This is a genomic window from Pseudomonas sp. GW821-FHT09C09 (assembly GCF_059418105.1).
In genome coordinates, this window is record NZ_JBWKPF010000005.1 from 157,123 (window position 1) to 183,621 (window position 26,499).

Sequence of the window (26,499 nt, forward strand, 5' to 3'; positions counted from 1 at the left end):
AAGCCCCTGATATTGATATCAGGGGCTTTTTTGTGCGCGCGAATCCGTAAAATGGCGCTTCACTTTCCGTCCAGAGGCTGCCATGTCGAAACACCTGCTCCTTCCCCAGGGCGACTTTCCTGCCGTCGGTCTCGGCCGTCGTCTGGCAGCGATGTTCTACGATTTTCTTCTGTGCACCGCTCTGCTGATCGTAACGGGCTTCATCTATAAGCTGATCCAGGCTGCAATCATCGGCGAAGAACGCCTGCGCGCAATGACCGACGCCGGCAAACTGGACGGCGATCCGCTGTATTCCACCGTGCTGCTGCTGGTGCTGTTCGGTTTCTTCGCCAAATTCTGGACTCACGCCGGCCAGACCCTGGGCATGCAGGTCTGGGGCATCCGCGTACAGAACGCCGATGGCACCGCGATCAGCCTGTGGCAGGCGCTGCTGCGGTTCATGGTGTCGATCGCGTCGTGGCTGTGCCTCGGCGTGGGTTTCTTCTGGGCACTGTTCGACAAGCGCAAGCGTGCCTGGCATGACATCTACTCGGACACGCAGTTGGTGCGGATCCCGAAGAAAGCCAGATAACCCGGCAGATGCAAAAACGCCCCGATCAAATCGGGGCGTTTTCGTTTGCGGCTCAAGGTCAGGCGTTGCCTGCCAGCTTCATCCGCGCAGCCTGAGTGAAGTCGAGCATGCGCTTGAGCGGGCGGATCGCCTGGGGAATCAGCGCCGGGTCGACGAAGATCTCGTTCGAGCCCTCCTTCAGGCACTTCAGCGTGCGCTCAAGGGTGTTCATGGCCATCCACGGGCAATGTGCGCAACTACGGCACGCCGCGCCGTTACCGGCCGTTGGCGCCTCGATGAAGACCTTGTCCGGGCACAGCTGCTGCATCTTGTAGAAGATGCCACGGTCAGTGGCCACGATCAGGGTCTTGTTCGGCAGCGATTGCGCGGCAGCGATCAACTGGCTGGTGGAACCGACGGCGTCTGCCAGCTCGATCACCGACGTCGGCGACTCCGGGTGCACCAGAATGGCCGCGTCCGGGTACAGCGCCTTCATATCTTCAAGTTGCTTGGACTTGAACTCTTCGTGAACGATGCAGGCACCGTCCCAGAGCAACATGTCGGCGCCGGTCTGACGCTGAATGTAGGTGCCCAGGTGCTTGTCCGGGCCCCAGATGATGGTCTCGCCGTTATCCATCAGGCTTTCGACGATCTCCAGCGCGCAACTCGATGTCACCACCCAGTCGGCCCGGGCTTTGACCGCGGCCGAGGTGTTGGCGTACACCACCACGGTGCGCTCCGGATGCTGATCGCAGAACGCCGAGAACTCATCCACAGGGCAACCCAGATCCAGCGAGCAAGTCGCTTCCAGAGTCGGCATCAGTACGCGCTTTTCCGGGTTGAGAATCTTCGCGGTTTCACCCATGAATTTCACCCCGGCAACCACCACGGTCTTGGCCGGATGAGCGTTGCCGAAGCGGGCCATTTCCAGCGAGTCGGAAACGCAACCACCGGTTTCTTCGGCAAGGGCCTGAATGATCGGATCGCAATAAAAGTGGGCAACCAGCACCGCGTCCTGAGCCTTGAGCTCGGCGGCGATGGCGGAACGGTAATAAGCCTCTTCCTCGGCCGTCAGCGGCTTGGGCTGCTTGGCGTCGAGGTGGGCTTGTACCAGAAGGCGTTCGGAAATCTGCGTCATGTTCGCAAGACCTGCAGGCGCATTCGCGCGAAAGTCGAGTATACACCCGGCTCCGGACCGCTTGAGGGTACCGCCGGGAGAGTGAGTTTTATCAGGCACGGACAGCGTTGAAGCTGCGCAAGGCTACAGAATATCCCGATGATGCAAAAGATGATTCTGACCTGTGTCAGCTCAACAGGTGCCAAAAGGAGTGACGCCAGATTGCAGGCAAAAAAAAACCCGGAAATCCTCACTTTCGTGGGCCTTCCGGATTTTCTAAACCGCCAAATATGGTGGGTCGTGTGGGATTCGAACCTACGACCAATTGGTTAAAAGCCAACTGCTCTACCAACTGAGCTAACGACCCGCTGTGTGGTGGCGCGTATAATACTGATTTTTAAGGACTATTCAACACCTAATTTGAAAAAAATCAAAAATAAGGTGTCGGGTCACTGATTCCGGCCGCTGCAAAGCCTTCCGCACGCAGTCGGCAGCTGTCGCATTTGCCGCAGGCACGGCCGTTATCGTCCGCCTGATAGCAGGAAACAGTCAGTCCGTAATCAACACCCAGCTTTACGCCAGCCTGGACGATCTGTGCCTTGCTCAGGTTCTGCAGCGGCGCCTGGATACGGAAACCATTGCCCTCCACACCCGCCTTGGTCGCCAGATTGGCCATACGCTCGAACGACTCGATGAACTCGGGACGGCAATCCGGGTAACCGGAGTAATCCACCGCGTTGACGCCGATAAAGATGTCACGGGCGCCGAGTACTTCAGCCCAGCCCAGTGCGAGCGACAGGAACACTGTGTTGCGCGCCGGTACGTAAGTCACCGGGATGCCTTCACCCAACTCTTCCGGGATATCAATGCTGGTATCCGTCAGAGCCGATCCACCCATGCCGTTCAGGTTCAGGCCGATCACTTTGTGTTCGATCACTCCCAGGTCACGGGCAACGCGAGCAGCGGCATGCAATTCAGCGTGCGAACGCTGACCGTAATCAAAACTCATGGTGTAACAGGCGTAACCTTCTGCCCGGGCCATGGCCACGACCGTTGCCGAGTCCAGACCACCCGACAGCAGGATTACCGCACGTTTTTCGTTGGTGTTCAGTTGTTCAGTCATCTCAGCGCCCCGGCTCATCATTCCATAGATATTTATGCAGCTGCAGTTGCAGGCGCACTGGCAGGTTATCCGCCACCACCCAGTCCGCCAGATCCCTCGCGTTCAGGTCATGGTGACTTGGAGAAAACAGGACTTCGCCGGCACGCCGGTCAAGCCCGTACTGGATCAGTTTGGATACCGCCCAGTCATAGTCGTCCCGCGAGCAGATGACAAACTTCACCTGATCGTTGGGCGTCAGCAGGTCGATGTTCTCGTAACGGTTACGATGGGCCTCTTTCGAATCGGGCGTCTTCAGATCGACGACCCGACTGACCCGCGGATCAACCGCTGAAATGTCGAGGGCGCCGCTGGTTTCCAGCGAAACTTCGTAGCCGGCATCGCACAATTGCTTGAGCAAAGGGATGGCATTGGGCTGTGCCAGCGGCTCACCGCCAGTGACACAAACGTAGCGCGGGCGAAACCCGGCCACCTGCTCTAGGATGTCGTCGAGTGTACGAATGGTGCCGCCGCTGAACGCGTAGGCACTGTCGCAGTATTGGCAACGCAACGGGCAACCGGTCAGGCGCACAAAAACAGTGGGCAGCCCGGCAGTCCGCGTTTCCCCCTGCAACGAGTAGAAAACTTCGGTGATTCTCAATGTGTCTTGCATAGTCGCCACGGGCGTAACAGCTAAACAGGCTGTCCGCCTCCGTCAGGCACTTCAGGCAACCCCGCCAACGCGTAGATCACCAGAAGCGTGTTTCATAAAAGGGCGTGAATTCTAACGAAAAAACCCGCGACAAGCGCGGGTTTCTTCCAAACGGGTCAAACACACTTACATGCGTTGCAGATCGCGCTGGGCCAACTGGGCAGCGGAGGTACCCGGATACTGGGACACCACTTGCTGCAGAATGCCTTTGACCTTGTCGGTGTGACCGAGGCGGCGCTCTACGTCAGCCAGCTTGTACAGCGAATCCGGCACTTTGGCATGCTTGGGATACAGCTGCGAAACCTTGGCAAACGCCTGACCTGCACCTTGCAGATCGCCTTTGGCCAGGTTCACTTCACCCAACCAGTACTGGGCATTGCCCGCGTATTGGCTGTTCGGGTATTTACGCAGGAAAGCGGCGAAAGCCTGGCTGGCCTTGTCGAAATCCTTGGCCTTGATCAGGTCGAAGGCTGCATCGTAATACAGCTTTTCCTTGGCCGGATCAGCCGGTTCGCCACTCGCGGCAGGTGCCTGGGCGGCAGCAGCGGCCCCGGCTCCAGCAGCGGCACCGGCAGCAGCACTTGCATCGCCACCGGCAGAAGAATTCTCGGGAGTCGCGGCAGGTGCAGCACCGGATCCTATGCGCCGATCAAGATCCTGGTATCGCTCCAGGGATTCCTGCTTCATGCGCGCAACCTGATTCTGCAGTTCTTCGATCACGCCCTGCTGGCGCGATATCTGATCCTGCATTTGTTGCAGTTGGTTGAACAGCATGCCTTGTGCCGAGGCAGGGGCCGAAGCCGCTCCCCCGGCATAGGCGCCGTTCGTACCGTAACCTGCAGGCGGATAACTGCTCCCGCTATTGTTATAACCGGAGTTGTCATCGACCACAGGAACCGCAGCCCACGCCGCAAGCGGCGCGAGGCTGAGAGCCAGAACAGTTACAGCACGACGGCACGTTCGCATATCGAATTACTTACGCAGTTCGACGCGACGGTTTTGAGCCCAGGACTGCTCGTCGTTGCCGGTAGCAACTGGACGCTCTTCGCCGTAGGAAACCAGTTCCAGCTGAGCTGGGGAAACACCTTGCAGTACCAGGTAGCGCTGAACGGCTTTCGCACGACGCTCGCCCAGTGCCATGTTGTACTCACGAGTACCACGTTCGTCGGTGTTGCCTTCCAGAACAACGCGAGCGCCGTTTGCTTTCAGGTCTTTGGCGTGAACGTCCAGAGCGCGCATGGCTTCTGGCTTCAGGTCCGAGCTGTCGTATTCGAAGTAGAAGGTGGTGATTGCGCGCAGAGCAGCTTCTTCGCTCAGGGAACCGTCAACGGCACCGGTGTTTGCGCCGTAACCAGCGTTTGGATCAACAGCGCCTTCACCGGCGTTGTCGCCGCCTTTGGACGAGCAACCTACAGCTACAGCCATGGCCAGAGCCAGCGCAGCAAATTTACCAAACTTCAGCATTTCCATCGTGAAACTCCTAATGAACCCCAGTGTGTTAAGTAAAACGTGTAGCGCCCGCTCACTTCAGGTAAGGGGACCAGGACGGTTCTCTGACTTCGCCTTGAGCGGTAGGAAGCGGGAGCCTAACGCGTCCATTAATGGACACGAGCATCAAGACTCCCCGGCCCTGTTGGCGGGTGGCGTAGATTACCATGGTGCCGTTGGGCGCAACAGTAGGCGACTCGTCCAGAGTGCTATCAGTGAGGATTTTTACACTTCCGCGCTGCAAATCCTGAGCCGCCACTTTGAAATTGGTGAAACCGTCCTGACGATGGATCATCACCAGGGTCTTTTCATCAGCCGACAGCTTCGGGTTGGCGTTGTAGTTGCCCACGAACGTCACACGCTCGGCACCACCGCCATTGGCGCTGGTCTTGTAGATCTGCGGCTTGCCGCCACGGTCGGAAGTGAAGTAGATGGTCGAGCCATCCTTGCCCCAGTAAGGTTCGGTGTTGATGCCAGGACCTGCGGTCACTCGGGTGATCTGACGCGAACCGAGGTTCATCACGTAGATGTCCGGGTTACCGTCTTTCGACAGCACGAACGCCAGGCGATTGCCATCCGGCGACCAGGCCGGAGCACCGTTCAGGCCTTCGAAGTTGGTGATCTGCTCACGGCGACCGGTGTCGATGTTCTGCATGAAGATGCGCGGACGCTTCTGCTCGAACGATACATAGGCAATACGCTTGCCGTCCGGTGCAAAACGCGGCGACAGGATCGGCTCGCGCGATTGCAGCAGAGTCACGGCGCGGGCACCGTCATAATCCGAACGCTGCAGGGTGTAACGGGTGTTCTTCTCGGAGAAGCGTTCAGCCGTCACGTACAGCAGGCGAGTCGAGAACGCACCGTCGATACCGGTCAGCTTCTGGAACGACTGGTCAGAGATGAAGTGCGCCATGTCCCGCAGTTGTTCGGTAGTACCGGAAACACTGCCGTCCGCCACTTTCTGTTCGGTGGCAACGTTGAACAACGCCCACTGAACCTGCAGGCGACCACCGGCCGGCGTGATATTGCCGACCATCATGTACTGGGCACCTACAGCCTTCCAGTCACGGAAGATGATTTCGCTCGGCTGGCTTGGCTGGCTGATCATGTTCTGTTTTGGAATTGGCGAGTAATAACCCGAGTTCCGCAGATCGTTGCCAATGATTTCAGCCATGTCATCCGGCAGGACGGCACCGCCCTGGAAACCGAACGGTACGACGGCGATCGGGGTCGCCCGATCGCTGCCGCTGGTGACCAGAATGTTCTTTTCATCCGCCATCGCGATCCCTGCCATGCAGCAGATCACGACCAGCATTCCTCGAAGAAGGTTTCTCACAAGGCTAGATCCTCAGGTGTGAATGTCATCTTGAATGAACGATACGGAGCGAAATCGCTCGGCTTCATTCCCTGCATTTCCGTCAAACGTCCAATATTCTTGACCGCCGCCACTGCCGACGCATCGAACGGACCGTCGCCACTGGACTTGGCCACGCTGACCGTAGTCACCGTACCGTCCGGCAACATGCCGATCTGCAGTACAACCGTCATGCCTTTGCGTGCCGAAGGAGGACGTGCCCAACCTTCCGCTGCCCGCGCACGAATCAAGTCATCGAAGCTGCCTGCGGTTTCGTCACCACGTTCATCCGCCAAAGCCTGCTGACGCTCGGTCTTGTCGGACAGCAGGTCGGCCAGAGCCTGGGCCTTCTTGTCCTCGACCGATTTGCGTGCCGCGTCCTGCGCTTTCTTCTTCGCAGCATCGGCAGCAGCTTTCTTCTTGGCTTCATCGGCGACTTTCTTCTTCGCCTCTTCAGCCTCGGCTTTCTTCTTGGCGTCTTCGGCGGCTTTCTTCTTCGCGTCTTCGACGATTTTCTTCTTGGCTTCTTCAGCGGCCTCTTTCTTGGCCTCTTCTTCAGCAGCCTTCTTGGCTTCTTCTTCAGCTTTCTTCTTGGCTATATCAGCCAATTGTTTCTCTTCTGCCTTCTTGGCTTCGGCGGCTTTCTTCGCGTCTTCGGCTTTCTTGGCTTCGTCAGCCTTCTTCGCCTGTTCCGCTTTCTTCGCCTCATCGGCCTTCTTGGCTTCCTCGGCCTTTTGAGCCGCTTCTTCTTTCTTTTGTTCCGCAGCCTTCACCGCTTCCTGCTCGACCTTTTTCTGCTCCATCTGCTCGACTTCGGTCTGGCGCGCGGCGGATTTCTTCGCCTCACCCGCAATCTTCTGATTGGTCTGGGTGGTTGCCTGACTTTTCGATTTCAGCTGGTAAAGGGTCGCCTGGACAATCGGCTTGGCCGGCGGCAGCTCCGGTGTCATGGCGAAACTGACGAACAGCATGCCGAACACCAGCACGTGCAAGCCAATCGCCCAGACACTGGGCCAGAAGTAGCTTTCCGAGGCGGACGGCTCTCGCTGTTGCTGCATCAGGGGGCCTCGGTGATCAAGCCAACATTACCGACCCCGGCTTTCTGCAACCCGCCCATGGCGCCCATGACGGAGCCATAATCGACGGACTTGTCGCCACGGATGAAGACCTGAGTACGCTTGCCGCCTTCAGTGCCGGCGCGGATGATCTTGGTCACCGCGTCGGTCATCTGTGGCAGGGTCATGGCCCGGTCCTGTTGCTTCTCGGTGTCGACTTCGCTGCCAAGGTTCCAGTAGTAGGTCTTGTCAGCCTTGATCGAAATGGTCAGCACCTGGGTGTTGTTGTCCTGCGGCAAGGCTTCGCTGGAAACCTTGGGCAGATCCACTTTCACGCCCTGATTGAGCATCGGCGCAGTCACCATGAAGATGACCAGCAGCACCAGCATCACGTCGATGTAAGGCACTACGTTCATCTCGGCGACCGGCTTGCGCTTGTGTCGGGCTCGAGTGATTAAAGCCATCGGTAAATACCTGCTTATTCTTCGCTGGTGTGCACTTTGCGGTGCAGGATCGCCTGGAATTCATCGGCGAAGGTGTAGTAGCGGCTCAGCAAGGTTTCACTGCGGGCAGAGAAACGGTTGTAAGCGATAACGGCCGGGATCGCGGCGAACAGGCCGATCGCGGTGGCGATCAGGGCTTCGGCGATGCCGGGTGCCACAGTGGCCAGGGTGGCCTGTTGTGCGCTGGCCAGACCACGGAAGGAGTTCATGATCCCCCACACGGTACCGAACAGACCGATGTACGGGCTGACCGAACCGACGGTGGCAAGGAACGGCAGGCTTTGCTCGAGTTTCTCTTCCTCGCGGGAGATGGCTACGCGCATGGCACGGGCCACACCTTCCATGACCGCTTCAGGGTCGACGCCCGGCTGCTGGCGCAGACGCGAGAATTCCTTGAAGCCGGCACGGAAGATCTGCTCGACGCCCGAGTCCGGATCCGGGTTGCTGCCGGCCTGGCGGTACAGTTTGGACAGGTCGATACCCGACCAGAAGCGCTCCTCGAAGCTCTCCAGGGCACGTCGACCGGCGCGCAGCAGATTGCTGCGCTGAAAGATCATGATCCATGAGGTCACCGATGCGGCTACCAGGGTCAACATTACCAACTGCACCACGATGCTGGCATTGCTGACCAGGCTCCACATGGAGGAATGGTCGACGACGTTAGCTTCCACGCTTTATCTCCTGCTTCAAGTGTGTACCCGAGCCGACCGCGTCGGCGAAAGCCGCACGCAAGTCTTCGGGAAGGGCCCGGGGTTTCAAACTGTTAGTGCGCACACAGGCCACCAGAAACTGCCCCTCACAGAGCAGCACATTATCCGTTGCCCGCCTGACCTGCTGTCGAAAGCGCAGGCTGGCACGGTTCAATTCGATTACATCAGCGCTTACCAGCAGTTCGTCGTCCAGTCGCGCCGGCGCGTGATATCGCGCTTCGCTGGAGTGCACGACGAACAACAGGTCCTCCCCTGCCAGCGCCGACTGGGCAAAGCCCAGCTCCCGGAGCCGCTCGGTTCGAGCCCGTTCCATAAACTTGAGGTAATTAACGTAATACACGATGCCGCCCGCATCGGTGTCCTCGTAATAAACGCGACAACGATGTGCGAACGGCTCAAGCCCGTTTTGCGCGCGCATACTCTAGTGCTTACTCCTCGGGTTGCCAATCCGGCCAGGCAACTGTTTTTCATAGTTCGAAGGCTTTACCGCAAAAGTACCGTCCTGAGACAGTACAAACGCTGAATAAATCGCCAATAAATGTGTATCAATCGTCCACGGCATCGAGAAACTCGTCTGCCACGGGCATTTCGCCCATTCGTGACGGAATGTTTAAACCAAAATGCAGATACGCGTGACGGGTCACCACCCTGCCCCGCGGCGTACGCATGATGTAGCCCTGCTGAATCAGATACGGCTCCAGCACATCTTCGATGGTGTGGCGCTCTTCACTGATCGCAGCCGCCAGACTGTCGATGCCAACGGGACCGCCATCGAACTTCTCGATCATGGTCAGCAGCAATCGCCGGTCCTGATGATCGAAGCCGTGCTCATCGACATCCAGCAGATTCAGTGCCAGGTCGGCAACGGATTTAGTGATATGCCCCTTGGCCCGGACTTCGGCAAAATCCCGCACCCGGCGCAGCAGCCGATTGGCGATCCGCGGCGTGCCACGGGCACGACGGGCAATCTCGAAAGAGCCTTCCGGGTCCAGCGGCAGACCGAGGATGTTCGCCGAACGGCTGACAATCGTCGCCAGGTCTGCGGTGCTGTAGAACTCGAGACGCTGGACAATACCGAAACGGTCGCGCAACGGATTGGTCAGCATCCCCGCCCGCGTCGTCGCCCCAACGAGGGTGAACGGCGGCAGATCGAGTTTGATCGAACGCGCCGCCGGCCCTTCACCAATCATGATGTCGAGCTGGAAATCTTCCATCGCCGGGTACAGCACTTCTTCGACGATTGGCGACAGACGATGGATTTCATCGATGAACAACACATCGTGGGGTTCAAGGTTGGTCAACAGCGCAGCCAGGTCTCCCGGCCGCTCGAGCACCGGGCCTGACGTGCTCTTGATCGACACGCCCATTTCCTGGGCAATGATGTTGGCCAGGGTGGTCTTGCCCAGCCCCGGCGGGCCGAAGATCAGGGTGTGGTCGAGGGATTCGCTACGGCCGCGGGCGGCCTGGATAAACAGTTCCATCTGCTCGCGAACGGTCGGCTGGCCAATGTATTCGGCCAGACTGACGGGACGTATCGCCCGATCCTGGACTTCTTCGCGCTCACGCGGACTGTGCGTGGCGGCGATCAGACGATCAGCTTCAATCACTTAAATCATTCCCTTCAGGGCGCGTCGGATCATGTCTTCACTGCTCAAGCCTTTCTCCTTGATCGCGGAAATCGCCTTGCTCGCTTCCTGTGGCTTGTAGCCCAGGGAAATCAGCGCGCTGACCGCGTCGTTCTCGGCGGTATTGACCGGTGCCGGGCCGTCCGGCTGGTTCGGTACCAGTGCAAACATGGCCGGCGAGGTTTCCCAGGCCTTGAAGCGGTCCTTGAGTTCGACCAGCAGACGCTCGGCGGTTTTCTTGCCCACACCCGGCACTTTGGTCAGCGCCGAAGTGTCCTGGGACTGCACGCAACGGATCAGCTCATCGACTTCCAGACTCGACATCAAGGCCAGGGCCAGTTTCGGGCCCACACCATTGAGACGGATCAACTCGCGAAAAAAGTCTCGCTCACGCTTGCCAGCGAAGCCATAGAGTAACTGCGCGTCTTCGCGTACGACCAAATGGGTGTGCAAGGTCAGCGGTTCACCGACCGACGGCAGGCGATACAGGGTGGTCATGGGCACTTCCAGCTCATACCCGAGGCCGTTTACATCCAGAATCAGGTGCGGCGGCTGTTTTTCAGCGAGGGTGCCGCGCAAGCGTCCAATCACGTTTCAGATCCTTGAGCGTTGGCCAGCCGTGGGCTGGCGACAAAACGGAATACGGATTCGGGCCGACGACCCAGGCACAAAATCCGTATACCGGAAAATTGATTGCTGATGCTATCAGAGACGCAGGCGCCCGCCACGACTGCGTGCGGTTCCCAGACCGTGAGGCAACAGACTGGATCGGGTGTGCGCATGGCAAATGGCAATGGCCAAGGCGTCAGAGGCATCGATTTGTGGCTTGCTGGTCAGTTTGAGCATGTGCATGACCATCATCTGCACCTGCTCCTTATTCGCGGCGCCGGTGCCGACCACGGCCTGCTTGACCTGGGTTGCCGTGTACTCGGCGATTTCCAGGCTCTCTTCGGCACCCGCAACGATCGCGGCCCCACGGGCTTGCCCGAGCTTCAGCGCCGAATCGGCGTTTTTCGCCATGAACACCTTTTCGATGCCCATGGTCACCGGACCGTAGGTCTGGATGATTTCCCGCACGCCGCGATAGACGATCTGCAGACGCTCATGCAACTCGCCGGCGCCGGTACGAATGCAGCCGGAAGCCACGTAGACACAACCACGCCCGGTATCGCGTACCACGCCATATCCGGTGATGCGCGAACCGGGGTCGATACCAAGAATTAAAGTCATAAGCCTGCTGGTTTCGAAAAAACACAAAAACAAATGTGGGAGATTCCATGTTCGAGAGGAACCCTCAAACATGAAATCTCCCACATTGAAGCCTAGCCGTTATCAGCCGAGCTGAGCCGCCACGTCTTCCGGAATGTCCGCATTGGAGTAAACGTTCTGCACGTCATCCAGATCCTCGAGCATGTCGATCAGCTTGAGCACCTTCTCCGCACCTTCCAGATCCAGTTCGGCGCTGGTGGTCGGCTGCATGACGATTTCCGCGTCGTCACCTTTGAAACCGGCTGCTTCCAGCGCGTTTCGCACGGCGTAGAAGCTGGTGAACGAAGTGAACACGTCAATCGAGCCGTCTTCATGAGTGACCACGTCATCGGCATCGGCTTCCAGCGCCGCTTCCGTCAGTGCGTCTTCGTCGACACCCGGCGCAAAACTGATCTGGCCCTTGCGTTCGAACAGGTAGGCCACCGAACCGTCGGTACCGAGGTTGCCGCCACACTTGCTGAACGCGTGGCGCACGGCTGCGGCTGTACGGTTACGGTTGTCGGTCATGCACTCGACCATCACCGCCACGCCACCCGGGCCGTAACCTTCGTAGGTCAGTTCTTCAACGTTGTCCGCTTCGGTCGCGCCGGCGCCACGGGCCACCGCACGATCGATGATGTCGCGGCTCATGTTGGCGCCCAGCGCCTTGTCCAGGGCCAGACGCAGACGCGGGTTGGAACCCGGATCGCCACCGCCCTGACGGGCCGCAACGGTCAGTTCACGGATCCACTTGGTGAAGATCTTGCCTCGTTTGGCATCCTGACGTTCTTTGCGGTGCTTGATGTTCGCCCACTTGGAATGACCTGCCATATCTCGCTCCGAATTCTCTTTGAAACGTTGCCCGCCGCGCACATCGCACAGCCAGCAAACAAAAAAATCTCGACCTGCTCTCTATAGAAAGAAAAAAGGCGCATCCGAAGATGCGCCTTCAGGCCCGTCTTACTCAGCCTTTGGTGTTTCGCGCAAACGAATGTGCAGTTCGCGCAGCGCCTTGGCATCCACGACACCCGGCGCCTGCGTCATCACGTCGGCAGCACTCTGGGTTTTCGGGAAGGCGATCACTTCACGGATCGACTGGGCGCCGGTCATCAGCATCACCAGACGGTCCAGACCGAAAGCCAGACCACCGTGCGGCGGTGCACCGTACTTCAGCGCGTCGAGCAGGAAGCCGAACTTCTCTTCCTGTTCCGCTTCGTTGATGCCCAGCAGACGGAATACCGCTTGCTGCATCTCCTTGCGGTGGATACGGATCGAACCGCCACCCAGCTCGGTGCCGTTAAGAACCATGTCGTAGGCACGGGACAGCGCGCCAGCCGGGTTGGCTTCGAGCTCTTCCGGAGTGCACTTCGGCGCGGTGAACGGGTGGTGCAAGGCGGAGAAGCTGCCGTCGTCGTTCTCTTCGAACATCGGGAAGTCGACGACCCACATCGGTGCCCACTCGCAGGTCAGCAGCTTCAGGTCGTGACCGAGCTTGATACGCAGCGCGCCCAGGGCTTCGCTGACGATCTTGGCCTTGTCGGCGCCGAAGAACACGATATCGCCGTCGACAGCACCGACGCGATCGAGGATCACGTTCAGGTTGGCTTCCGGGATGTTTTTCACGATCGGCGACTGCAGACCTTCAACACCGGCAGCACGCTCGTTGACCTTGATGTAGGCCAGGCCCTTGGCACCGTAGATGCCGACGAACTTGGTGTAGTCGTCGATCTGCTTGCGCGGCATGCTCGCCCCGCCTGGAACGCGCAGTGCGGCGATACGGCACTTCGGATCGTTGGCCGGGCCGCTGAACACCTTGAAATCAACTTCTTTCAGTTGATCGGCAACGTCCACCAGCTCCAGCGGGTTACGCAGGTCCGGCTTGTCGGAACCGTAACGGCGCATGGCTTCTTCGAACGTCATGTGCGGGAATTCGCCGAATTCCAGATCCAGCACTTCCTTGAACAGGTTGCGGATCATGCCTTCGGTCAGGCCCATGATGTCTTTTTCGTCGAGGAAGCTGGTCTCGATGTCGATCTGAGTGAACTCAGGCTGACGGTCGGCACGCAGGTCTTCGTCGCGGAAGCACTTGGCGATCTGGTAGTAACGGTCGAAGCCGGCGACCATCAGCAGTTGCTTGAACAGCTGAGGCGATTGCGGCAGTGCGAAGAACGAACCGGCGTGGGTACGGCTCGGCACGAGGTAGTCACGCGCGCCTTCCGGAGTAGCGCGGGTCAGGATCGGCGTTTCCACGTCGAGGAAGCCGTTCTCGTCGAGGTAGCGACGGATGCTGGTGGTCATGCGCGAACGCAGGCGCAGCTTCTCGGCCATTTCCGGACGACGCAGGTCGAGGAAACGATAGCGCAGACGGGTTTCTTCACCGACGTCGGAGAACTCGTTCAGCGGGAACGGCGGGGTTTCCGACTCGTTCAGCACTTCCAGTTCGTAGCCCAGGACTTCGATCATGCCCGACGCCATGTTGGCGTTGGTGGCACCGGCCGGACGCAGACGCACCTTGCCGGTGATCTTCACGACGTATTCGCTGCGCACGCGATCGGCGGCGGCGAAGCTCTCGGCGCGATCCGGATCGAAGACCACCTGGGCCAGACCGTCACGATCACGGATATCGAGGAAAATCACCCCGCCGTGGTCGCGGCGACGGTGAACCCATCCGCAAAGGGTAATTTCCTGGCCTTCCAGGCTTTCGTTCAGTTGGCCGCAATAATGGCTGCGCATCATGGTAGTGGTTTCGCTTCTCGTAATTCGAAATTCGGTGGAGATCCGCCGCACTCAAGCTCTGTGCGACCGGTGGATGCTCGCGCGTGTCGTAAGACCCGGGACTGAACCCTAGTCAGATTTGTCGCCACCGGCCAGATTCTTCTTCGCGCCGGTCTTGAAATCGGTTTCGTACCAACCGCTGCCGCTGAGGCGAAAGCCTGGCATGGACAGCTGTTTCCTGAGCTCTGGTGCCTGACAGGCAGGGCAATCGACCAGCGGTGCATCACTGATCTTTTGAATGGCTTCCAACTGATGACCACAGGAAGCACATTGGTAATCGTACATCGGCATGGAGTTGTCTCGGCGATCAGATTGCCAGCTCCCGCAGGGCGGTGTGGCGAAAGAGCGGGATTATATCCATTAAATGCGGCCTGTGCAGCCGGAAGACTGCACGGGCCGCCCGGTCACTGGCAACCCCCGATGGTTACCGGGGCATCCCGCAGGCCGTGCACGACACACACCACCCGCACCAGACCGCTGAAGTTCTTCACGCCACCGTGACGCAAGTGCACCTCGCGATCGACACGGGACAGCAAGGTGCCGACCGAACAGCAATTATCCTCGGCCATACGGCCCAGAATATTCCAGTAGACCTGCTCCAGCCGCATGCAGGTCGCAAACCCGTTCAAACGCACCGACCGGGCCAAGGGCCGGATCAATGCCATGTCGAACTCTTCAAGAAACGGCGCCACGGCCCTGTCCTGCCGCGAGCCGATGACGATCCCACTTCGCCTGTCTCCAACTTCCATATCGTTGACACTCCTTTGCCATCTCTGCTTGTTGCCAAGGCAACATCCTGTGACCTCATTAAAAGCGCAGGGACAAAGGCATGGCCAGACGACTTTTTGACCGTCCTCGTAGGATAAGCCAACAGAAAAGGGAGGATCATGGACCAGAGAAGTGCTTTCCTCGCATCCTACAAACGCGAGTGCTTTTTCCTCGCCAAGACGGGCGCACGGCCGACAATTCGTGTCCGTGCGCCACGGGCGTTCAGGCTTCGAGCAGCGCCCTGAGCATCCACGCGGTTTTCTCGTGGACTTGCATGCGCTGAGTCAGAAGATCAGCCGTCGGCTCGTCACTGACCTTATCCAGCAGCGGGAAAATCCCCCGCGCCGTGCGAGTGACCGCCTCCTGGCCTTCGACCAGTTGCTTGATCATGTCTTCGGCACTCGGTACGCCCACCTCTTCCTTAATAGAGGAAAGACGCGCGTAAGTCGCATAGGCGCCCGGCGCAGGGAAACCCAGGGCGCGGATGCGTTCGGCGATCGAATCCACGGCCAGTGCCAGCTCGTTGTACTGCTCCTCGAACATCAGGTGCAGGGTCCGGAACATCGGTCCGGTGACGTTCCAGTGGAAGTTGTGGGTCTTCAAATAGAGCACGTAGGTGTCCGACAGCAGACGCGACAGCCCTTCGACGATGGATTTGCGGTCTTCTTCACTGATACCGATATCGATTGCCATGCTTACCCCCTAACGGCGATTGAATTCATCCAGCAGGTGTCGGTTCACTGTAGCAAGGCCTCCCTTCCATGGCAGCCCCCGTATCGACCCGATAGAGGCGACAAATCGCCCCACGCGTTGCCGCTGGCCGGCGTGATTTGAGTAGCTGTGGGCTTTGCTGTTAAATAGGCAGTGTGTCGCTACGCCCTGTTTTCCGGGCGTTGCGCATAGGCTGATGCCGGGCACGTGTCCAACGCCTCTTATTGTTTCGAAGCGAACCGTGCGCCTTCAGCTCTTCCTTGTGAGCCGTCATAACGTGAGTCAATAAAAATGTTGAAAATCGTCCACCTGCTAATGGGCGCAGCGGCGTTGCTGCTGTCGTTCATACCCAGCTTGAAATCCGAAGCCGTTCCTTACCTGCAACAACCCGATGCACTTTACCTGGCCTTTTTCGGCCTGCTGAACCTGGTCATTGCCCCGGTGATCCCTTACTGGAACAAAGGCCCGCGCCAGCATCTGCAAAATCTGGTCAGCGCACTGCTGGTGCTGACCGTCGTCCTGCAAACCCTGACCCTGATCGCGCCGATGCCTGTCATCGCCGGCCAGCCAGCCGTGCTGTTCAGCCTGGTGATCGCTCTGGTCGCCGTGATCCTGCACCTGGCCGTCAGCTTCTACAAATCCTCACCGGCCGCCGCCGCGCAAAGCTACGACATGAGCAACCGCGATACCGGCACCGTCAAGTGGTTCAACACCTCCAAGGGCTTCGGCTTTATCTCCCGGGACTCCGGCGATGATATTTTCGTGCACTTTCGCGCCATCCGTGGCGAAGGCCACCGCGTCCTGGTCGAAGGCCAGCGCGTGGAGTTCTCGGTCATGAACCGTGACAAAGGCCTGCAAGCCGAAGACGTGATCGCCGCCCTGCCGCGTCGCTGATCCAGAACGAAAAAACCGCGAACAGCCTGGCTGCTCGCGGTTTTTTATTGCCCCTACGAAATACGCAAACTCAGTAGTGCGGCGGCGGTGCGTCTTCCTCAAAGGACCCGAACTGGCCGACCATTTCCTCCTGGCGCTTGAGCAGCGCGGCCATCTGCAATTGCAGACGCTCCACGACTCGCTGCTGCTCCACCAGCACATCATTCAACGCCTGAATGGTGTCGTCCTGAAATGCCAGACGGCTTTCCAGATCGGTAACGCGTTGTTCCAGGCTCATGATCAGCCCTCCAGAAACTTGAAATCTTCGTCCAGCACCAGGCGCAGGCGCTCGCGGATCGCGGCCACCTGTTCGGCGCTGTAAGGCTTGGCTGGGTGCTTGCCCCAGACCGGCGCCGGCCACGCGGCGTCATCACGCTTGCGCACGATCACATGCATGTGCAGCTGGCTGACGACGTTACCCAGTGTGGCAACGTTCATCTTGTCGGCATCGAACGAGTCCTTGAGCACCTCCGCCAGAGCGGTGGTTTCCTGCCACAGACGCTGCTGATCCGCGACATCCAATTGAAACAACTCGCTGATATCGTCGCGACGAGGCACCAGGATGAACCACGGGTAGTTGGCGTCGTTGGACAGCAGCAACCGGCAAAGCGGGAAGTCGCCGATGGTCAGCGTGTCCTGTTGAAGTCGTGAATCTAAAGCAAACACTGGGTGCACTCCCGGCTGATCGACAATATTCAGCTTAGTGGACCTGCCCGGTGGAAGGCGCACTAAACGACAGGACGGCAGCATACCTTCGAATGCCCTGCCCTTCACGATGAAGCGGCGCCCCGTCATGGAACATTTCTGGCGATCGCGCACCAGCACGAAACCCGCCGTGCCAGACAGCACGCCGAAATGACCGTGACTCACTACCGCGTTCAGGGTCATGACAGGGCTCAAGTGTTTGAATTCAGTACAGCCGGGAAAATTATTTGCACCAAAACCGTACAGTGGGTCTACGCTCAATGGCTCGGGCATCCGCCAAATACTCACTGACAGGGTGAACCGGTAACGTTTTTGGTTGTCATGCGCAAAATCGGGCCTGGCAACACCAAGCGAGGAAGCGCGTCAACCCTGATCAAAATGGAGCGCGCGAGCCCGCATTTACAAGGTTTTTACAGCCACAAGCGGGGCCAGGGAAAAATAACCGCATCAATTTTGCGGTTTGTGCACGCTTGTTGCATTCGTACTCATATGGGCTATGAGCCCGCCACGGGAAGTGGTGGTTCAAACCCCGAAAAAAACAGTGGCAGGGTTGCCCGATGGAGATTCAAGTGTTTTGCCAGGGACTCTTTTTTACCGATGCAGAAAGGCCCAGAAACAGCGATAAAGTTGTCAGCCCGACTGCATGGGTACTGTGAATTTGCGACATCGACCAAGTCATTTGCGACAGCGTCGTAAAGAACATGAAAGGTTGTATGTGCAAGTATCGCCAACATTGTCGGCGTGATATAAGTTTGCGCCGACACAAAAAGAAAGAGCCGCCCAGATAATAAAACAGGTGGGACGGCAGTACTCTTCTAAAACCAAAGGAGCAAATCACGATGCGCGTGATGAAGTGGAGCATGATCGCACTGGCAGTTGCAGCAGCAGCCAGTACTCAAGTGGCTACGGCCGCACCGTTTGTTAGTGACCAGGCAGAAGCCAAAGGCTTTGTTGAAGACGCCAAACTGACCGAAACGTTGAAGAACTACTACTTCAACCGTGACAACAAGAACGGCGGCCGCGACCAGAAAGACTGGACCCAGGGCTTCCTCGGCAACTTCAGCTCCGGTTACACCCAGGGTACTGTCGGTGTAGGTGTTGATGCATTCGGTTACCTGGCCATCAAACTGGACGGCGGTGACGGTACTTCCGGTTCCGGCAACATGAGCCGTAGCGATACCGTCAACCCGGACGGTTCCCGTGACGTCAACAACAGCCAGGGCAAAGCCGGCGCTGCAATCAAGTTCCGCGTTTCCAAGACCGAGCTGAAAATCGGTGACCAGCAGCCAAGCACTGCTCCAGTGTTCGCTGTCGGCGGTTCCCGTATCCTTCCTCAAACTGCCAGCGGCTTCCAGCTGCAGAGCAGCGAAGTCAAAGACCTTGACCTCGAAGCCGGTCACTTCTACTCGGCTACCAGCCAGGACAAGAACGCCCGTGACGGCGAGCTGTGGGCAACCTACGCCAACGTCAAGGCTGACTCGATCGACTACTTCGGCGGCAAATACGGCATCACCGACAACCTGTCGGCTTCCCTGTACGGCGCCAAGCTGGAAGACATCTGGAACCAGTACTACGCCAACGTGAACCTCACTACCCCATTCGGTGGTGACACTTCGCTGAACACTGACTTCAACATTTACCGCACCACCGACACCGGCAGCGCCAAAGCTGGCGAGATCAGCAACACTGCGTTCTCCCTGGCAACCGCCTTGTCGTTCCTGAAGGCACACACCTTCACCCTGGCCTTCCAGAAGGTCAATGGCGACACTCCGTTCGACTACATCGGTGTCGGCGGCCACGGTCCTTCGAACCGCGGTGGCGACTCGATCTTCCTCGCCAACTCCATCCAGTACTCTGACTTCAACGGTCCAGGCGAGAAATCCCTGCAAGCCCGTTACGACCTGAAAATGGCCGAGTATGGCGTTCCTGGCCTGAGCTTCATGGTTCGTTACGTCAAAGGTTGGGACATCGACGGTACCCACACTCCAGCGGGCAGCTCTTACACCGGTGCTTACGGTGAAGACGGCAAACACCACGAAACCAACTTTGAAGCCAAATACGTGGTTCAAAGCGGTCCGGCAAAAGACCTGTCCTTCCGTATTCGTCAAGCGTGGCACGTTGCTAACGCTGATGAAGGCGAAGGCGACGTTAAAGAGTTCCGTCTGATCACCGAGTACCCACTGAACATTTTGTAATCGTCAGTGGTTAGTTTGGTAGCATAAAAAAGGCCCATCTTCGGATGGGCCTTTTTGTTATCTGTCACTTGTAATAAATGCCTGACCAACAAGTCAGGCAATTAATTAGCAACCTATCATTACACTGCCGATTCCTGAACCACACGAATCACTCGTTGTGGAAACGGAATATCAATGCCGGCAGTCTTTAAACGATCACGGGATTGTTCGTTAAACATAAACATCACATCCCAATAGTCTGCAGTTTTAACCCAGACCCGCAGGGAAACAGTAATCGAACTATCGCCCAAGGTGGAAATGACAGCCTGAGGCGCCGGATCCTGCAGAACGCGATCATCCTTGGCCAGGTCCAGCAGCACTTGACGAGCCTTTTGCAGATCAGCTTCGTAATCGACACCTACATCGAACACAACCTTGCGGGTTGGCTGACGGTTGGTGTTAGTAATGATGCCATTCGACAGGTTGCCGTTCGGCACGATGATGGTCTTGTTGTCGCCGGTACGCAGTACGGTGTGGAAAATCTGGATGCTGTCGACAGTACCTGCCACGCCCTGCGCTTCGATCCAGTCACCGATGCGGAACGGACGGAACAGCAAAATCAGCACGCCGCCGGCGAAGTTCGCCAGGCTGCCCTGCAACGCCAGGCCGATGGCCAGGCCGGCCGCACCGATCGCCGCGACGAACGAAGTGGTCTCGACGCCGATCATCGACGCCACGCTGACGATCAACAGCACCTTGAGAATGATGTTGGCCAGGCTGCTGATAAAACCCTGCAGCGCCAGGTCGGCATTGCGCAGAGCCAGAAGACCGCCCAGTTTTTGCGTGACCTTGTTGATCAGCCACCAGCCGATCGCCAGGGTAATCACCGCCAGCAGCACACGGCTGCCGTATTCCATGATCATCGGAATCCACGCCTGGGACGCCTTGACCAGGTTGTCTACCTCAGCATTCAAATCCATCTTTTATCTCCTGATTGCCGGCTTCCCGGGCTGAAAAAATCAGCGGCAGAACGACCGGGCCTGCGGGGGCTCAATCGTTTCTGCCGCTGCTTGGCCCTCGGACGCTGAAAACGCCGAGAGGTTCCCGACTCGGATGGCTCAGTCGCGGAAGTTGTTGAATTGCAGTGGCATGCCGAATTCCTTGGCACGCAGGGCAGCGATGGCTTCCTGCAGATCGTCACGCTTCTTGCCGGTGACACGTACCTGCTCGCCCTGAATGGCAGCCTGCACCTTGAGTTTGGCTTCCTTGATGTGGCCGACGATCTTCTTCGCCAGCTCCTTGTCGATGCCTTCCTTCAGAACGGCGTCCTGCTTCATCAGCTTGCCCGAGGCGAAGGAGTCTTTGACCTCGAGGCACTGCACGTCGATCTTGCGCTTGACCAGGGCCAGCTTGAGGATCTCGATCATCGCTTCCAGCTGGAAATCGGCTTCAGCGGTCAGGTGGACGGTCAGGTCCTTTTCCTTGAATTCGAAGCTGCCCTTGCCTTTCAGGTCATAACGACGATCGAGTTCCTTCACGGCGTTCTCGACCGCGTTGGTGAGTTCGTGTTTGTCCAGTTCGGATACCACGTCGAACGACGGCATGTAATCTCTCCAATAAAAAGGCGCGCTCGTTCAGGACGCGGCGCGCTTGGCTTGCGGTTAAAATCGGGCTCATTATAACGGGTCTTTTCCCACCGACACGGCGAGCCTTGCATGCCTGTACCTTACCGAGTGAAAAACTGATGTCCACCCCCTGGCACATCCTCGGCGCCGGAAGTCTCGGCACCCTCTGGGCCACGCGTCTGGCCCGGGCCGGATTGCCGGTCCGGTTGATCCTGCGCGACATCGACCGCTTGCATGACTATGCGACGGCGGGCGGCCTGACCCTGGTGGAACAAGGCGTGGCCAGCAGCTATGCCATCCCCGGCGAAACGCCGGACAGTCCCGGACCGATCCGGCGCCTGCTGGTGGCGTGCAAGGCCTACGATGCCGAAAGCGCCGTGGCCGGCGTCGCTCATCGTCTGGCACCGGACGCAGAACTGATTCTTCTGCAGAACGGCCTCGGCAGTCAGGAAGCGGTTGCTGCGCAAGTCCCGCAGGCCCGCTGCATCAGCGCCTCCAGCACCGAAGGGGCGTTTCGCGACGGCGACTGGCGCGTGGTCTTTGCCGGCCACGGTTACACTTGGCTCGGCGATGCCGGTCTTCCCGTGGCACCGTTCTGGCTGGATGATCTTGAAGCGGCAAAGATTCCTCATGAATGGAGCGCGGACATCCTCACACGACTGTGGCGAAAACTGGCGCTCAACTGTGCGATCAATCCCCTGACGGTGTTGCACGACTGCCGTAACGGCGGTTTGCAGGACCATCATTGTGAAGTCGCCACCCTGTGCGCCGAATTGACCGAGTTGCTGGAGCGTTGCGGCCAGCCTGCAGCGGCAGACAACCTGCAACAGGAAGTCGAACGGGTGATTTCGGCCACCGCCGCCAATTTCTCCTCCATGTATCAGGACGTGGCCAGCAAGCGCCGCACCGAAATCAGCTATCTGTTGGGCCATGCCTGCAAGGTTGCTCAGCGGCACCAGCTCAACCTGCCGCATCTGCAACAATTGCAGCAACGGCTGACAGCCCATCTGCACAGTCTCGGATTGCCCGTCGACTGAGCAGCGGCTACGCTGCCCACTTGTTCCTTTGTTGCGAAAAGCCCGATGCCATTGCGCCAGCGCCTCGAAAACCTGCCGGTCGGCCAGAAACTGCTGGCCGCCCTGCTGGTGCTGTTGACCACCGTGTTACTGGTCGCCAACCTGACCTTCATCAGCGCGGCCTATTACATTTCCCAGGAAAGCATGGCGCCCCAGGCGCTGCAGACCATTGGCCGTCTGGTGGCGAACCCGAGCCTGATCGCCGAAGCGCTGCAATCACCGCAGAGCGCCGAACGCCTGCTCAAGGAGCTCGACAGCTACTCGCCGCTGCGGGCGGCCGCCCTGTATGACGGCAAGGGCGACCGTATTGCGCAGGTACAGCGCGGCGACAAACTCAATCTGCCGGAACGCTACCGGCATATCGAAGCCTGGCAGCTCACCGAGTTTCGCAGCAATCAATTGATCACCCTGCCCCGCCCCGGCACGGCGCCGGGTCATCTGCTGCTGGTGGCCAGCAGCGAACTGCCGATGGCGTTCTACACCGGCACCCTGACGGCGAGTCTGGGAATCCTGATTTTCAGCGTGCTGTTGTGGCTGGTGATCGCCCGTCAGATCAAGCGCCTGATCACCCGGCCGATCCACGAGCTCGAAGAACTGTCCCGCCAGGTCACCCGCGAGGAGAACTACGCCCTGCGCGCCTCGCGCGGCAACCACGACGAAATCGGCAGTCTGGCCGAGGCCTTCAACACCATGCTTTCACGCATCGAAGCCCGGGAGCAGCAACTCAAGCGCGCCCGCGATGACTCGCAAGCCGCCTACGATCAGGCCCAGGGGCTGGCCGAAGAAACCCGCCACACCAACCGCAAGCTGGAGCTGGAAGTCCAGGTGCGCAGCAAGATCGAGAAGAAACTCACAGGCTTCCAGAACTACCTCAACAGTATCATCGACTCCATGCCCTCGGCGCTGATCGCCCTCGACGAGCAGCTCTACGTCACGCAATGGAACCAGGAAGCCAGCGCCCTCTCCGGCACCCGGCTGGACGAAGCACTGAATCAGCCGATCTTCCTCGCGTTCGAACCGCTCAAGCCGTTCCTGCCGCAGCTCAAGCAGACCGTCGAACAACACACGGTGGCGAAAATCGAACGGGTGACCTGGTTCAAGGACGACGAGCCCAAGCATTACGCCCTGACCTTCTACCCGCTGATGGGCGGTGCCGGACGCGGCGTAGTGATCCGGATCGACGACATCACCCAGCGCCTGTCACTGGAAGACATGATGGTGCAGTCGGAAAAAATGCTCTCGGTCGGCGGCCTCGCGGCCGGCATGGCCCACGAGATCAACAACCCGCTGGGCGCGATCCTGCACAACGTACAGAACATTCGCCGGCGCCTGTCGCCCGACCTGCCGAAGAACCTCGAACAGGCCGAACAACTGGGCATCGAACTGGAAACCGTGAACCGCTACCTGCAAGGCCGGGAAGTCCCGCAACTCCTTGACGGCATTCAGCAGGCCGGGGCCCGGGCGGCAAAAATCGTCACCCACATGCTCAGTTTCAGCCGTCGCAGCACACGCCAGATGGCGCCGTGCGACCTGCCGGCGCTGATCGATCAAGCGGTGGATATCGCCGGCAACGACTTCGACCTGGCCATCGGCTTCGACTTCAAGGGTCAGGCGATCATCCGTCAGTTCGACCCGGCGCTGGGACCGGTTCCTGGCACCGCCAACGAGCTGGAACAGGTGCTGCTCAACCTGCTGAAAAACGCTGCGCAGGCGATCCACCTGCGCGAAGACGACAGCGAGCCGGGACGAATCATCCTGCGCACCAGACTCAATCCGCCATGGGCCGAGATTCAGGTCGAAGACAACGGCATCGGGATGAGCGAGAACGTGCGCAAACGCACCTTCGAGCCGTTCTTCACCACCAAGGAAATCGGCCAGGGCACGGGGCTCGGGCTCTCGGTGTCGTACTTCATCATCACCAACAATCACAAAGGGCAGATGGAAGTGCAGTCGGCACCGGGGCAAGGCACCTGCTTCACCCTGCGCCTGCCGCTGGCGCAACCGGCACCCATTGCCGCCGAAACCAATCAACTACCGAGGTAACCCATGGGCTTTCGCTTGTCGAAGATTTACACCCGCACCGGCGACAAAGGCGAAACCGGCCTCGGCGATGGCCGCCGCGTCCCCAAGGACCATCCGCGCATCGAGGCCATTGGCGAGGTCGACACATTGAACAGTCAGGTCGGCGTGCTGCTGGCCGGGTTGATCGCCGAACGCGAAAACTGCCCCGGACTCAATGAATTGATCGACGTGTTGGCGCCCTGTCAGCACCGCTTGTTCGATCTCGGTGGCGAACTGGCGATGCCGGAATATCAGGCGTTGAACACGGCAGAAATCGAACGGCTGGAAGCCGCCATCGATGTGTGGAACGAGGAATTGGGGCCGCTGGAGAACTTTATTCTGCCCGGTGGTTCGATGCTGATTGCCCAGGCCCATGTCTGCCGCAGTCTGGCGCGCAGTGCCGAGCGGCGTTGTCAGCATTTGAATGCGATCGAACCGTTGGCCGGGGTTGGCCTGGCGTATATCAATCGCTTGTCGGATCTTTTGTTTGTGGCAGCGAGGCTGATTGCCCGGCGCCAGGGCATTGCCGAAATCCTGTGGCAACCGGCGGCAAAACCCGAAAACTGATCACTCCCACGCCAGGCGCGGGAGTGATCGGATACCCATTCAGGCCTCAGGCCTCAGGCCAGAACGCCCGAATCCCCGCCACACCCTGGGCCCCGGCATTCCACGCTTTCTCGCGCTCGGCCGGGCCGACTCCGCCCAGCAGGAACACCGGCTTGCTGAAGCCTTCGATCAGTGTCGAAGCCTGCTCCCAGCCCAACGGCTGCGCATCCGGGTGAGTCAGGGTCGGCTGCACCGGCGACAGGGTGACGAAATCCACGCCCATCTGCTCGGCCAGCGCCAGCTCTTCAGCATTGTGGCAGGACGCCGCCAGCCAACGCTCCGCCGGTAGCGGACGCCCCGCTGCCGCGTACTTGCGCAGTTGCGCCGAGGTGATGTGCCAACCGGCGGACGGGAAATCCCCCAGCCACTCGAACGGGCCCTTGATCATCAACTGCGCCTTGCCGGCACACAGTCCGACCGCGTCCACCGCCAGATCGCGGTATTTCGGGTCATAACCGTTGGGCGCACGCAGCTGGATCAGCTTGATGCCCCCGGCAATTGCCTTCTGGATGCCGCGCAACAGGGCCGGGGCTTCCAGGTCTTCCGGGGTGATCAGGTATTCAGCAGGCAGTCGCGCCGCCGCCACGATCGGCTGGTTGGCCGCCGGGAACTCGTAATTCGCCAGCTCCTTCGCCGACACCCAGGCCAACGGTTGGCCTTCGGCGCCGTGAGGTTCGCCGGTGAAGCTCGAGACTTCCCAGACATCCAGCAACACCTGCTTGTCCGGGTAATCGTGGCGCACCTTGATCAGCGGGCGGGCGGCGCCGACGACAATGCCCAGTTCTTCGTGCAGCTCACGGGCCAGCGCGGTCTGCACCGACTCGTCGGCTTCGACCTTGCCACCGGGAAATTCCCAGAGGCCGCCCTGATGCTGAGTGTCAGCCCGGCGGGCGATCAGGATTTTGCCGCTGTCGTCACGAATGACGGCAGCAGCGACATGTACACGTTTCACGACTGCAATTCCTCCAGTCCAGCCTCTTGCCAAGCCTTGAAGGCCGGCCATTGGTAGACGGTTTCAACATAGGCTTCATCTTCGGTCGGCAGCTTCACCTGATAGGTGCGCAGGCGCACGGCAATCGGTGCGAAGAACGCATCGGCCAGTGACACGCGACCAAACAGGAACGGCCCGGCCTCCGTCGCCGCCGCACGGCATTCGGCCCACAGCGCCAGCATGCGTTCGACATCGACCTTCACCTCTGGCGGCACCGGATTGAGCGGTGCGTCGTGGCTCAGGTTGAACGGCATGTGATTGCGCATGGCGAAAAAGCCGCTGTGCATCTGCGCGCAGGCAGAGCGCGCCTGAGCACGAGCAGCGATATCGGTCGGCCAGAGCTGCTCGGATGGAAACTGTTCGGCCAGGTATTCGGCAATCGCCAGAGAGTCGGCGATGGTACCCCGTGCGGTGGTCAGCAGCGGCACCTTGCCGGTGGGCGAATGCTTGAGCAGCCGCTCGCGGGTGTCGGGCTTGCCGAGCTTGATCAGTTCTTCGGTGTAGGGTGCGCCGGTCAGTTCAAGCGCCAGCGCCGCGCGCAGGGACCAGGAGGAAAGCAGTTTGTCGCCGATGATCAGGTGAAGGCTCATGTTCGGGTCCTTTCATGGGACAG

General features: G+C 59.2%; 30 protein-coding genes and 1 tRNA gene. 6 read left to right on the top strand and 25 right to left on the bottom strand.

Going from position 1 to position 26,499, the window contains the following annotated elements:
* Positions 1–82: 82 nt before the first annotated feature.
* The gene (locus AC07NR_RS17320; RefSeq protein ID WP_495079039.1) at positions 83–571 is read left to right on the top strand and encodes an RDD family protein; all 489 of its coding nucleotides are present in this window, start codon (positions 83–85) and stop codon (positions 569–571) included.
* Between the two features lie 58 nt (positions 572–629).
* Here AC07NR_RS17320 and nadA read toward each other — a convergent pair whose 3' ends face one another.
* The 19 genes from nadA to AC07NR_RS17415 form a co-directional block, all read right to left on the bottom strand.
* Positions 630–1,688: a quinolinate synthase NadA gene (gene nadA, locus AC07NR_RS17325; RefSeq protein WP_039766022.1), complete on the bottom strand. Its 1,059-nt coding sequence runs from the start codon at positions 1,686–1,688 to the stop codon at positions 630–632.
* A 270-nt stretch (positions 1,689–1,958) separates the two neighbouring features.
* Positions 1,959–2,034, bottom strand: a tRNA-Lys gene (locus tag AC07NR_RS17330).
* A gap of 63 nt (positions 2,035–2,097) precedes the next feature.
* Positions 2,098–2,790 (bottom strand): 7-cyano-7-deazaguanine synthase QueC, encoded by a 693-nt coding sequence (gene queC, locus AC07NR_RS17335; protein WP_495079040.1) that lies wholly within the window; start codon positions 2,788–2,790, stop codon positions 2,098–2,100.
* 1 nt (position 2,791) lies between these two features.
* The gene (gene queE / locus AC07NR_RS17340) at positions 2,792–3,439 is read right to left on the bottom strand and encodes a 7-carboxy-7-deazaguanine synthase QueE (protein ID WP_495079041.1); all 648 of its coding nucleotides are present in this window, start codon (positions 3,437–3,439) and stop codon (positions 2,792–2,794) included.
* A 165-nt stretch (positions 3,440–3,604) separates the two neighbouring features.
* Positions 3,605–4,444: a tol-pal system protein YbgF gene (ybgF, locus tag AC07NR_RS17345; RefSeq protein WP_085730266.1), complete on the bottom strand. Its 840-nt coding sequence runs from the start codon at positions 4,442–4,444 to the stop codon at positions 3,605–3,607.
* A 6-nt stretch (positions 4,445–4,450) separates the two neighbouring features.
* Complete coding sequence (gene pal / locus AC07NR_RS17350) at positions 4,451–4,948, bottom strand: peptidoglycan-associated lipoprotein Pal (protein ID WP_003178634.1); 498 nt, start codon at positions 4,946–4,948, stop codon at positions 4,451–4,453.
* Positions 4,949–5,000: 52 nt separating this feature from the next.
* The gene (gene tolB, locus AC07NR_RS17355; protein ID WP_248739404.1) at positions 5,001–6,281 is read right to left on the bottom strand and encodes a Tol-Pal system beta propeller repeat protein TolB; all 1,281 of its coding nucleotides are present in this window, start codon (positions 6,279–6,281) and stop codon (positions 5,001–5,003) included.
* Positions 6,282–6,298: 17 nt separating this feature from the next.
* Complete coding sequence (gene tolA, locus AC07NR_RS17360) at positions 6,299–7,378, bottom strand: cell envelope integrity protein TolA (RefSeq protein ID WP_085709625.1); 1,080 nt, start codon at positions 7,376–7,378, stop codon at positions 6,299–6,301.
* Entirely contained in the window at positions 7,378–7,830 is a 453-nt protein-coding gene (gene tolR, locus AC07NR_RS17365; RefSeq protein WP_162803534.1) for a protein TolR, read from the bottom strand. The genes tolA and tolR overlap by 1 nt, the downstream gene beginning before the upstream one ends.
* Before the next feature lie 23 nt (positions 7,831–7,853).
* Complete coding sequence (gene tolQ / locus AC07NR_RS17370; protein ID WP_007912733.1) at positions 7,854–8,549, bottom strand: protein TolQ; 696 nt, start codon at positions 8,547–8,549, stop codon at positions 7,854–7,856.
* Positions 8,539–9,006, bottom strand: a complete 468-nt coding sequence (ybgC, locus tag AC07NR_RS17375) for a tol-pal system-associated acyl-CoA thioesterase (protein WP_495079042.1) — start codon at positions 9,004–9,006, stop codon at positions 8,539–8,541. Before ybgC ends, tolQ begins: the two co-directional genes overlap by 11 nt.
* Before the next feature lie 127 nt (positions 9,007–9,133).
* Positions 9,134–10,195, bottom strand: coding sequence for a Holliday junction branch migration DNA helicase RuvB (gene ruvB, locus AC07NR_RS17380; RefSeq protein ID WP_085709623.1), 1,062 nt, complete (start codon positions 10,193–10,195; stop codon positions 9,134–9,136).
* Positions 10,196–10,804: a Holliday junction branch migration protein RuvA gene (ruvA, locus tag AC07NR_RS17385; RefSeq protein ID WP_007951205.1), complete on the bottom strand. Its 609-nt coding sequence runs from the start codon at positions 10,802–10,804 to the stop codon at positions 10,196–10,198.
* A 114-nt stretch (positions 10,805–10,918) separates the two neighbouring features.
* Positions 10,919–11,443 carry a crossover junction endodeoxyribonuclease RuvC gene (gene ruvC, locus AC07NR_RS17390; RefSeq protein ID WP_065258525.1) on the bottom strand — a complete coding sequence of 175 codons (525 nt, stop codon included), beginning with the start codon at positions 11,441–11,443 and terminating at the stop codon, positions 10,919–10,921.
* 102 nt (positions 11,444–11,545) lie between these two features.
* Positions 11,546–12,292, bottom strand: coding sequence for a YebC/PmpR family DNA-binding transcriptional regulator (locus tag AC07NR_RS17395; RefSeq protein WP_085709622.1), 747 nt, complete (start codon positions 12,290–12,292; stop codon positions 11,546–11,548).
* Between the two features lie 129 nt (positions 12,293–12,421).
* On the bottom strand, positions 12,422–14,197 hold the full coding sequence (gene aspS, locus AC07NR_RS17400; protein WP_085709621.1) for an aspartate--tRNA ligase: 1,776 nt from the start codon (positions 14,195–14,197) through the stop codon (positions 12,422–12,424).
* A gap of 108 nt (positions 14,198–14,305) precedes the next feature.
* Positions 14,306–14,527, bottom strand: a complete 222-nt coding sequence (locus AC07NR_RS17405) for an FmdB family zinc ribbon protein (RefSeq protein WP_065258528.1) — start codon at positions 14,525–14,527, stop codon at positions 14,306–14,308.
* Between the two features lie 113 nt (positions 14,528–14,640).
* Positions 14,641–14,985 carry a ribbon-helix-helix domain-containing protein gene (locus tag AC07NR_RS17410; RefSeq protein WP_085709620.1) on the bottom strand — a complete coding sequence of 115 codons (345 nt, stop codon included), beginning with the start codon at positions 14,983–14,985 and terminating at the stop codon, positions 14,641–14,643.
* Between the two features lie 241 nt (positions 14,986–15,226).
* Positions 15,227–15,697, bottom strand: coding sequence for a Dps family protein (locus tag AC07NR_RS17415; RefSeq protein WP_039766007.1), 471 nt, complete (start codon positions 15,695–15,697; stop codon positions 15,227–15,229).
* Positions 15,698–16,006: 309 nt separating this feature from the next.
* On the opposite strand from AC07NR_RS17415, the gene AC07NR_RS17420 reads away from it, so the two are divergent.
* Positions 16,007–16,609 carry a cold-shock protein gene (locus AC07NR_RS17420; protein WP_085709619.1) on the top strand — a complete coding sequence of 201 codons (603 nt, stop codon included), beginning with the start codon at positions 16,007–16,009 and terminating at the stop codon, positions 16,607–16,609.
* A 70-nt stretch (positions 16,610–16,679) separates the two neighbouring features.
* Here AC07NR_RS17420 and AC07NR_RS17425 read toward each other — a convergent pair whose 3' ends face one another.
* Together AC07NR_RS17425 and AC07NR_RS17430 are read right to left on the bottom strand one after the other, a co-directional pair.
* On the bottom strand, positions 16,680–16,886 hold the full coding sequence (locus AC07NR_RS17425) for a SlyX family protein (RefSeq protein WP_085709618.1): 207 nt from the start codon (positions 16,884–16,886) through the stop codon (positions 16,680–16,682).
* Between the two features lie 2 nt (positions 16,887–16,888).
* Positions 16,889–17,314, bottom strand: a complete 426-nt coding sequence (locus AC07NR_RS17430; protein WP_114886769.1) for an HIT family protein — start codon at positions 17,312–17,314, stop codon at positions 16,889–16,891.
* An 878-nt stretch (positions 17,315–18,192) separates the two neighbouring features.
* On the opposite strand from AC07NR_RS17430, the gene AC07NR_RS17435 reads away from it, so the two are divergent.
* Positions 18,193–19,548: an OprD family porin gene (locus tag AC07NR_RS17435; protein ID WP_248739192.1), complete on the top strand. Its 1,356-nt coding sequence runs from the start codon at positions 18,193–18,195 to the stop codon at positions 19,546–19,548.
* A 119-nt stretch (positions 19,549–19,667) separates the two neighbouring features.
* On the opposite strand, the gene AC07NR_RS17440 is transcribed toward AC07NR_RS17435, so the two are convergent.
* On the bottom strand, positions 19,668–20,507 hold the full coding sequence (locus AC07NR_RS17440) for a mechanosensitive ion channel family protein (RefSeq protein ID WP_007951217.1): 840 nt from the start codon (positions 20,505–20,507) through the stop codon (positions 19,668–19,670).
* Between the two features lie 138 nt (positions 20,508–20,645).
* On the bottom strand, positions 20,646–21,131 hold the full coding sequence (locus tag AC07NR_RS17445) for a YajQ family cyclic di-GMP-binding protein (RefSeq protein WP_007951218.1): 486 nt from the start codon (positions 21,129–21,131) through the stop codon (positions 20,646–20,648).
* Between the two features lie 140 nt (positions 21,132–21,271).
* Between AC07NR_RS17445 and AC07NR_RS17450 the strand changes: the two genes are divergently transcribed.
* The 3 genes from AC07NR_RS17450 to AC07NR_RS17460 are packed head-to-tail and all read left to right on the top strand — an operon-like array spanning position 21,272 to position 24,856.
* Positions 21,272–22,189, top strand: a complete 918-nt coding sequence (locus AC07NR_RS17450; protein ID WP_248739193.1) for a putative 2-dehydropantoate 2-reductase — start codon at positions 21,272–21,274, stop codon at positions 22,187–22,189.
* A gap of 45 nt (positions 22,190–22,234) precedes the next feature.
* The gene (locus AC07NR_RS17455) at positions 22,235–24,271 is read left to right on the top strand and encodes a sensor histidine kinase (protein WP_248739194.1); all 2,037 of its coding nucleotides are present in this window, start codon (positions 22,235–22,237) and stop codon (positions 24,269–24,271) included.
* 3 nt (positions 24,272–24,274) lie between these two features.
* The gene (locus AC07NR_RS17460; protein WP_134827892.1) at positions 24,275–24,856 is read left to right on the top strand and encodes a cob(I)yrinic acid a,c-diamide adenosyltransferase; all 582 of its coding nucleotides are present in this window, start codon (positions 24,275–24,277) and stop codon (positions 24,854–24,856) included.
* Positions 24,857–24,902: 46 nt separating this feature from the next.
* On the opposite strand, the gene AC07NR_RS17465 is transcribed toward AC07NR_RS17460, so the two are convergent.
* On the bottom strand, positions 24,903–25,847 hold the full coding sequence (locus tag AC07NR_RS17465; RefSeq protein WP_423204174.1) for a Nudix family hydrolase: 945 nt from the start codon (positions 25,845–25,847) through the stop codon (positions 24,903–24,905).
* Entirely contained in the window at positions 25,844–26,476 is a 633-nt protein-coding gene (locus tag AC07NR_RS17470; protein ID WP_248739197.1) for a glutathione S-transferase family protein, read from the bottom strand. The genes AC07NR_RS17465 and AC07NR_RS17470 overlap by 4 nt, the downstream gene beginning before the upstream one ends.
* Positions 26,477–26,499: the final 23 nt, after the last annotated feature.

What these genes read in the sequence shown, in the direction of transcription:
- AC07NR_RS17425 (WP_085709618.1), bottom strand. Translation starts at nt 16,886, where the DNA reads ATGAGCCTGGAACAACGCGTTACCGATCTGGAAAGCCGTCTGGCATTT.
- ybgC (WP_495079042.1), bottom strand. Translation starts at nt 9,006, where the DNA reads ATGCGCGCGCAAAACGGGCTTGAGCCGTTCGCACATCGTTGTCGCGTT.
- ruvC (WP_065258525.1), bottom strand. Translation starts at nt 11,443, where the DNA reads ATGACTTTAATTCTTGGTATCGACCCCGGTTCGCGCATCACCGGATAT.
- AC07NR_RS17445 (WP_007951218.1), bottom strand. Translation starts at nt 21,131, where the DNA reads ATGCCGTCGTTCGACGTGGTATCCGAACTGGACAAACACGAACTCACC.
- AC07NR_RS17405 (WP_065258528.1), bottom strand. Translation starts at nt 14,527, where the DNA reads ATGCCGATGTACGATTACCAATGTGCTTCCTGTGGTCATCAGTTGGAA.
- nadA (WP_039766022.1), bottom strand. Translation starts at nt 1,688, where the DNA reads ATGACGCAGATTTCCGAACGCCTTCTGGTACAAGCCCACCTCGACGCC.
- AC07NR_RS17320 (WP_495079039.1), top strand. Translation starts at nt 83, where the DNA reads ATGTCGAAACACCTGCTCCTTCCCCAGGGCGACTTTCCTGCCGTCGGT.
- queC (WP_495079040.1), bottom strand. Translation starts at nt 2,790, where the DNA reads ATGACTGAACAACTGAACACCAACGAAAAACGTGCGGTAATCCTGCTG.
- queE (WP_495079041.1), bottom strand. Translation starts at nt 3,439, where the DNA reads ATGCAAGACACATTGAGAATCACCGAAGTTTTCTACTCGTTGCAGGGG.
- aspS (WP_085709621.1), bottom strand. Translation starts at nt 14,197, where the DNA reads ATGATGCGCAGCCATTATTGCGGCCAACTGAACGAAAGCCTGGAAGGC.
- ybgF (WP_085730266.1), bottom strand. Translation starts at nt 4,444, where the DNA reads ATGCGAACGTGCCGTCGTGCTGTAACTGTTCTGGCTCTCAGCCTCGCG.
- tolB (WP_248739404.1), bottom strand. Translation starts at nt 6,281, where the DNA reads ATGCTGGTCGTGATCTGCTGCATGGCAGGGATCGCGATGGCGGATGAA.
- AC07NR_RS17450 (WP_248739193.1), top strand. Translation starts at nt 21,272, where the DNA reads ATGTCCACCCCCTGGCACATCCTCGGCGCCGGAAGTCTCGGCACCCTC.
- AC07NR_RS17455 (WP_248739194.1), top strand. Translation starts at nt 22,235, where the DNA reads ATGCCATTGCGCCAGCGCCTCGAAAACCTGCCGGTCGGCCAGAAACTG.
- AC07NR_RS17420 (WP_085709619.1), top strand. Translation starts at nt 16,007, where the DNA reads ATGTTGAAAATCGTCCACCTGCTAATGGGCGCAGCGGCGTTGCTGCTG.
- AC07NR_RS17410 (WP_085709620.1), bottom strand. Translation starts at nt 14,985, where the DNA reads ATGGAAGTTGGAGACAGGCGAAGTGGGATCGTCATCGGCTCGCGGCAG.
- AC07NR_RS17435 (WP_248739192.1), top strand. Translation starts at nt 18,193, where the DNA reads ATGCGCGTGATGAAGTGGAGCATGATCGCACTGGCAGTTGCAGCAGCA.
- AC07NR_RS17470 (WP_248739197.1), bottom strand. Translation starts at nt 26,476, where the DNA reads ATGAGCCTTCACCTGATCATCGGCGACAAACTGCTTTCCTCCTGGTCC.
- pal (WP_003178634.1), bottom strand. Translation starts at nt 4,948, where the DNA reads ATGGAAATGCTGAAGTTTGGTAAATTTGCTGCGCTGGCTCTGGCCATG.
- AC07NR_RS17415 (WP_039766007.1), bottom strand. Translation starts at nt 15,697, where the DNA reads ATGGCAATCGATATCGGTATCAGTGAAGAAGACCGCAAATCCATCGTC.
- AC07NR_RS17395 (WP_085709622.1), bottom strand. Translation starts at nt 12,292, where the DNA reads ATGGCAGGTCATTCCAAGTGGGCGAACATCAAGCACCGCAAAGAACGT.
- tolA (WP_085709625.1), bottom strand. Translation starts at nt 7,378, where the DNA reads ATGCAGCAACAGCGAGAGCCGTCCGCCTCGGAAAGCTACTTCTGGCCC.
- AC07NR_RS17440 (WP_007951217.1), bottom strand. Translation starts at nt 20,507, where the DNA reads ATGGATTTGAATGCTGAGGTAGACAACCTGGTCAAGGCGTCCCAGGCG.
- AC07NR_RS17460 (WP_134827892.1), top strand. Translation starts at nt 24,275, where the DNA reads ATGGGCTTTCGCTTGTCGAAGATTTACACCCGCACCGGCGACAAAGGC.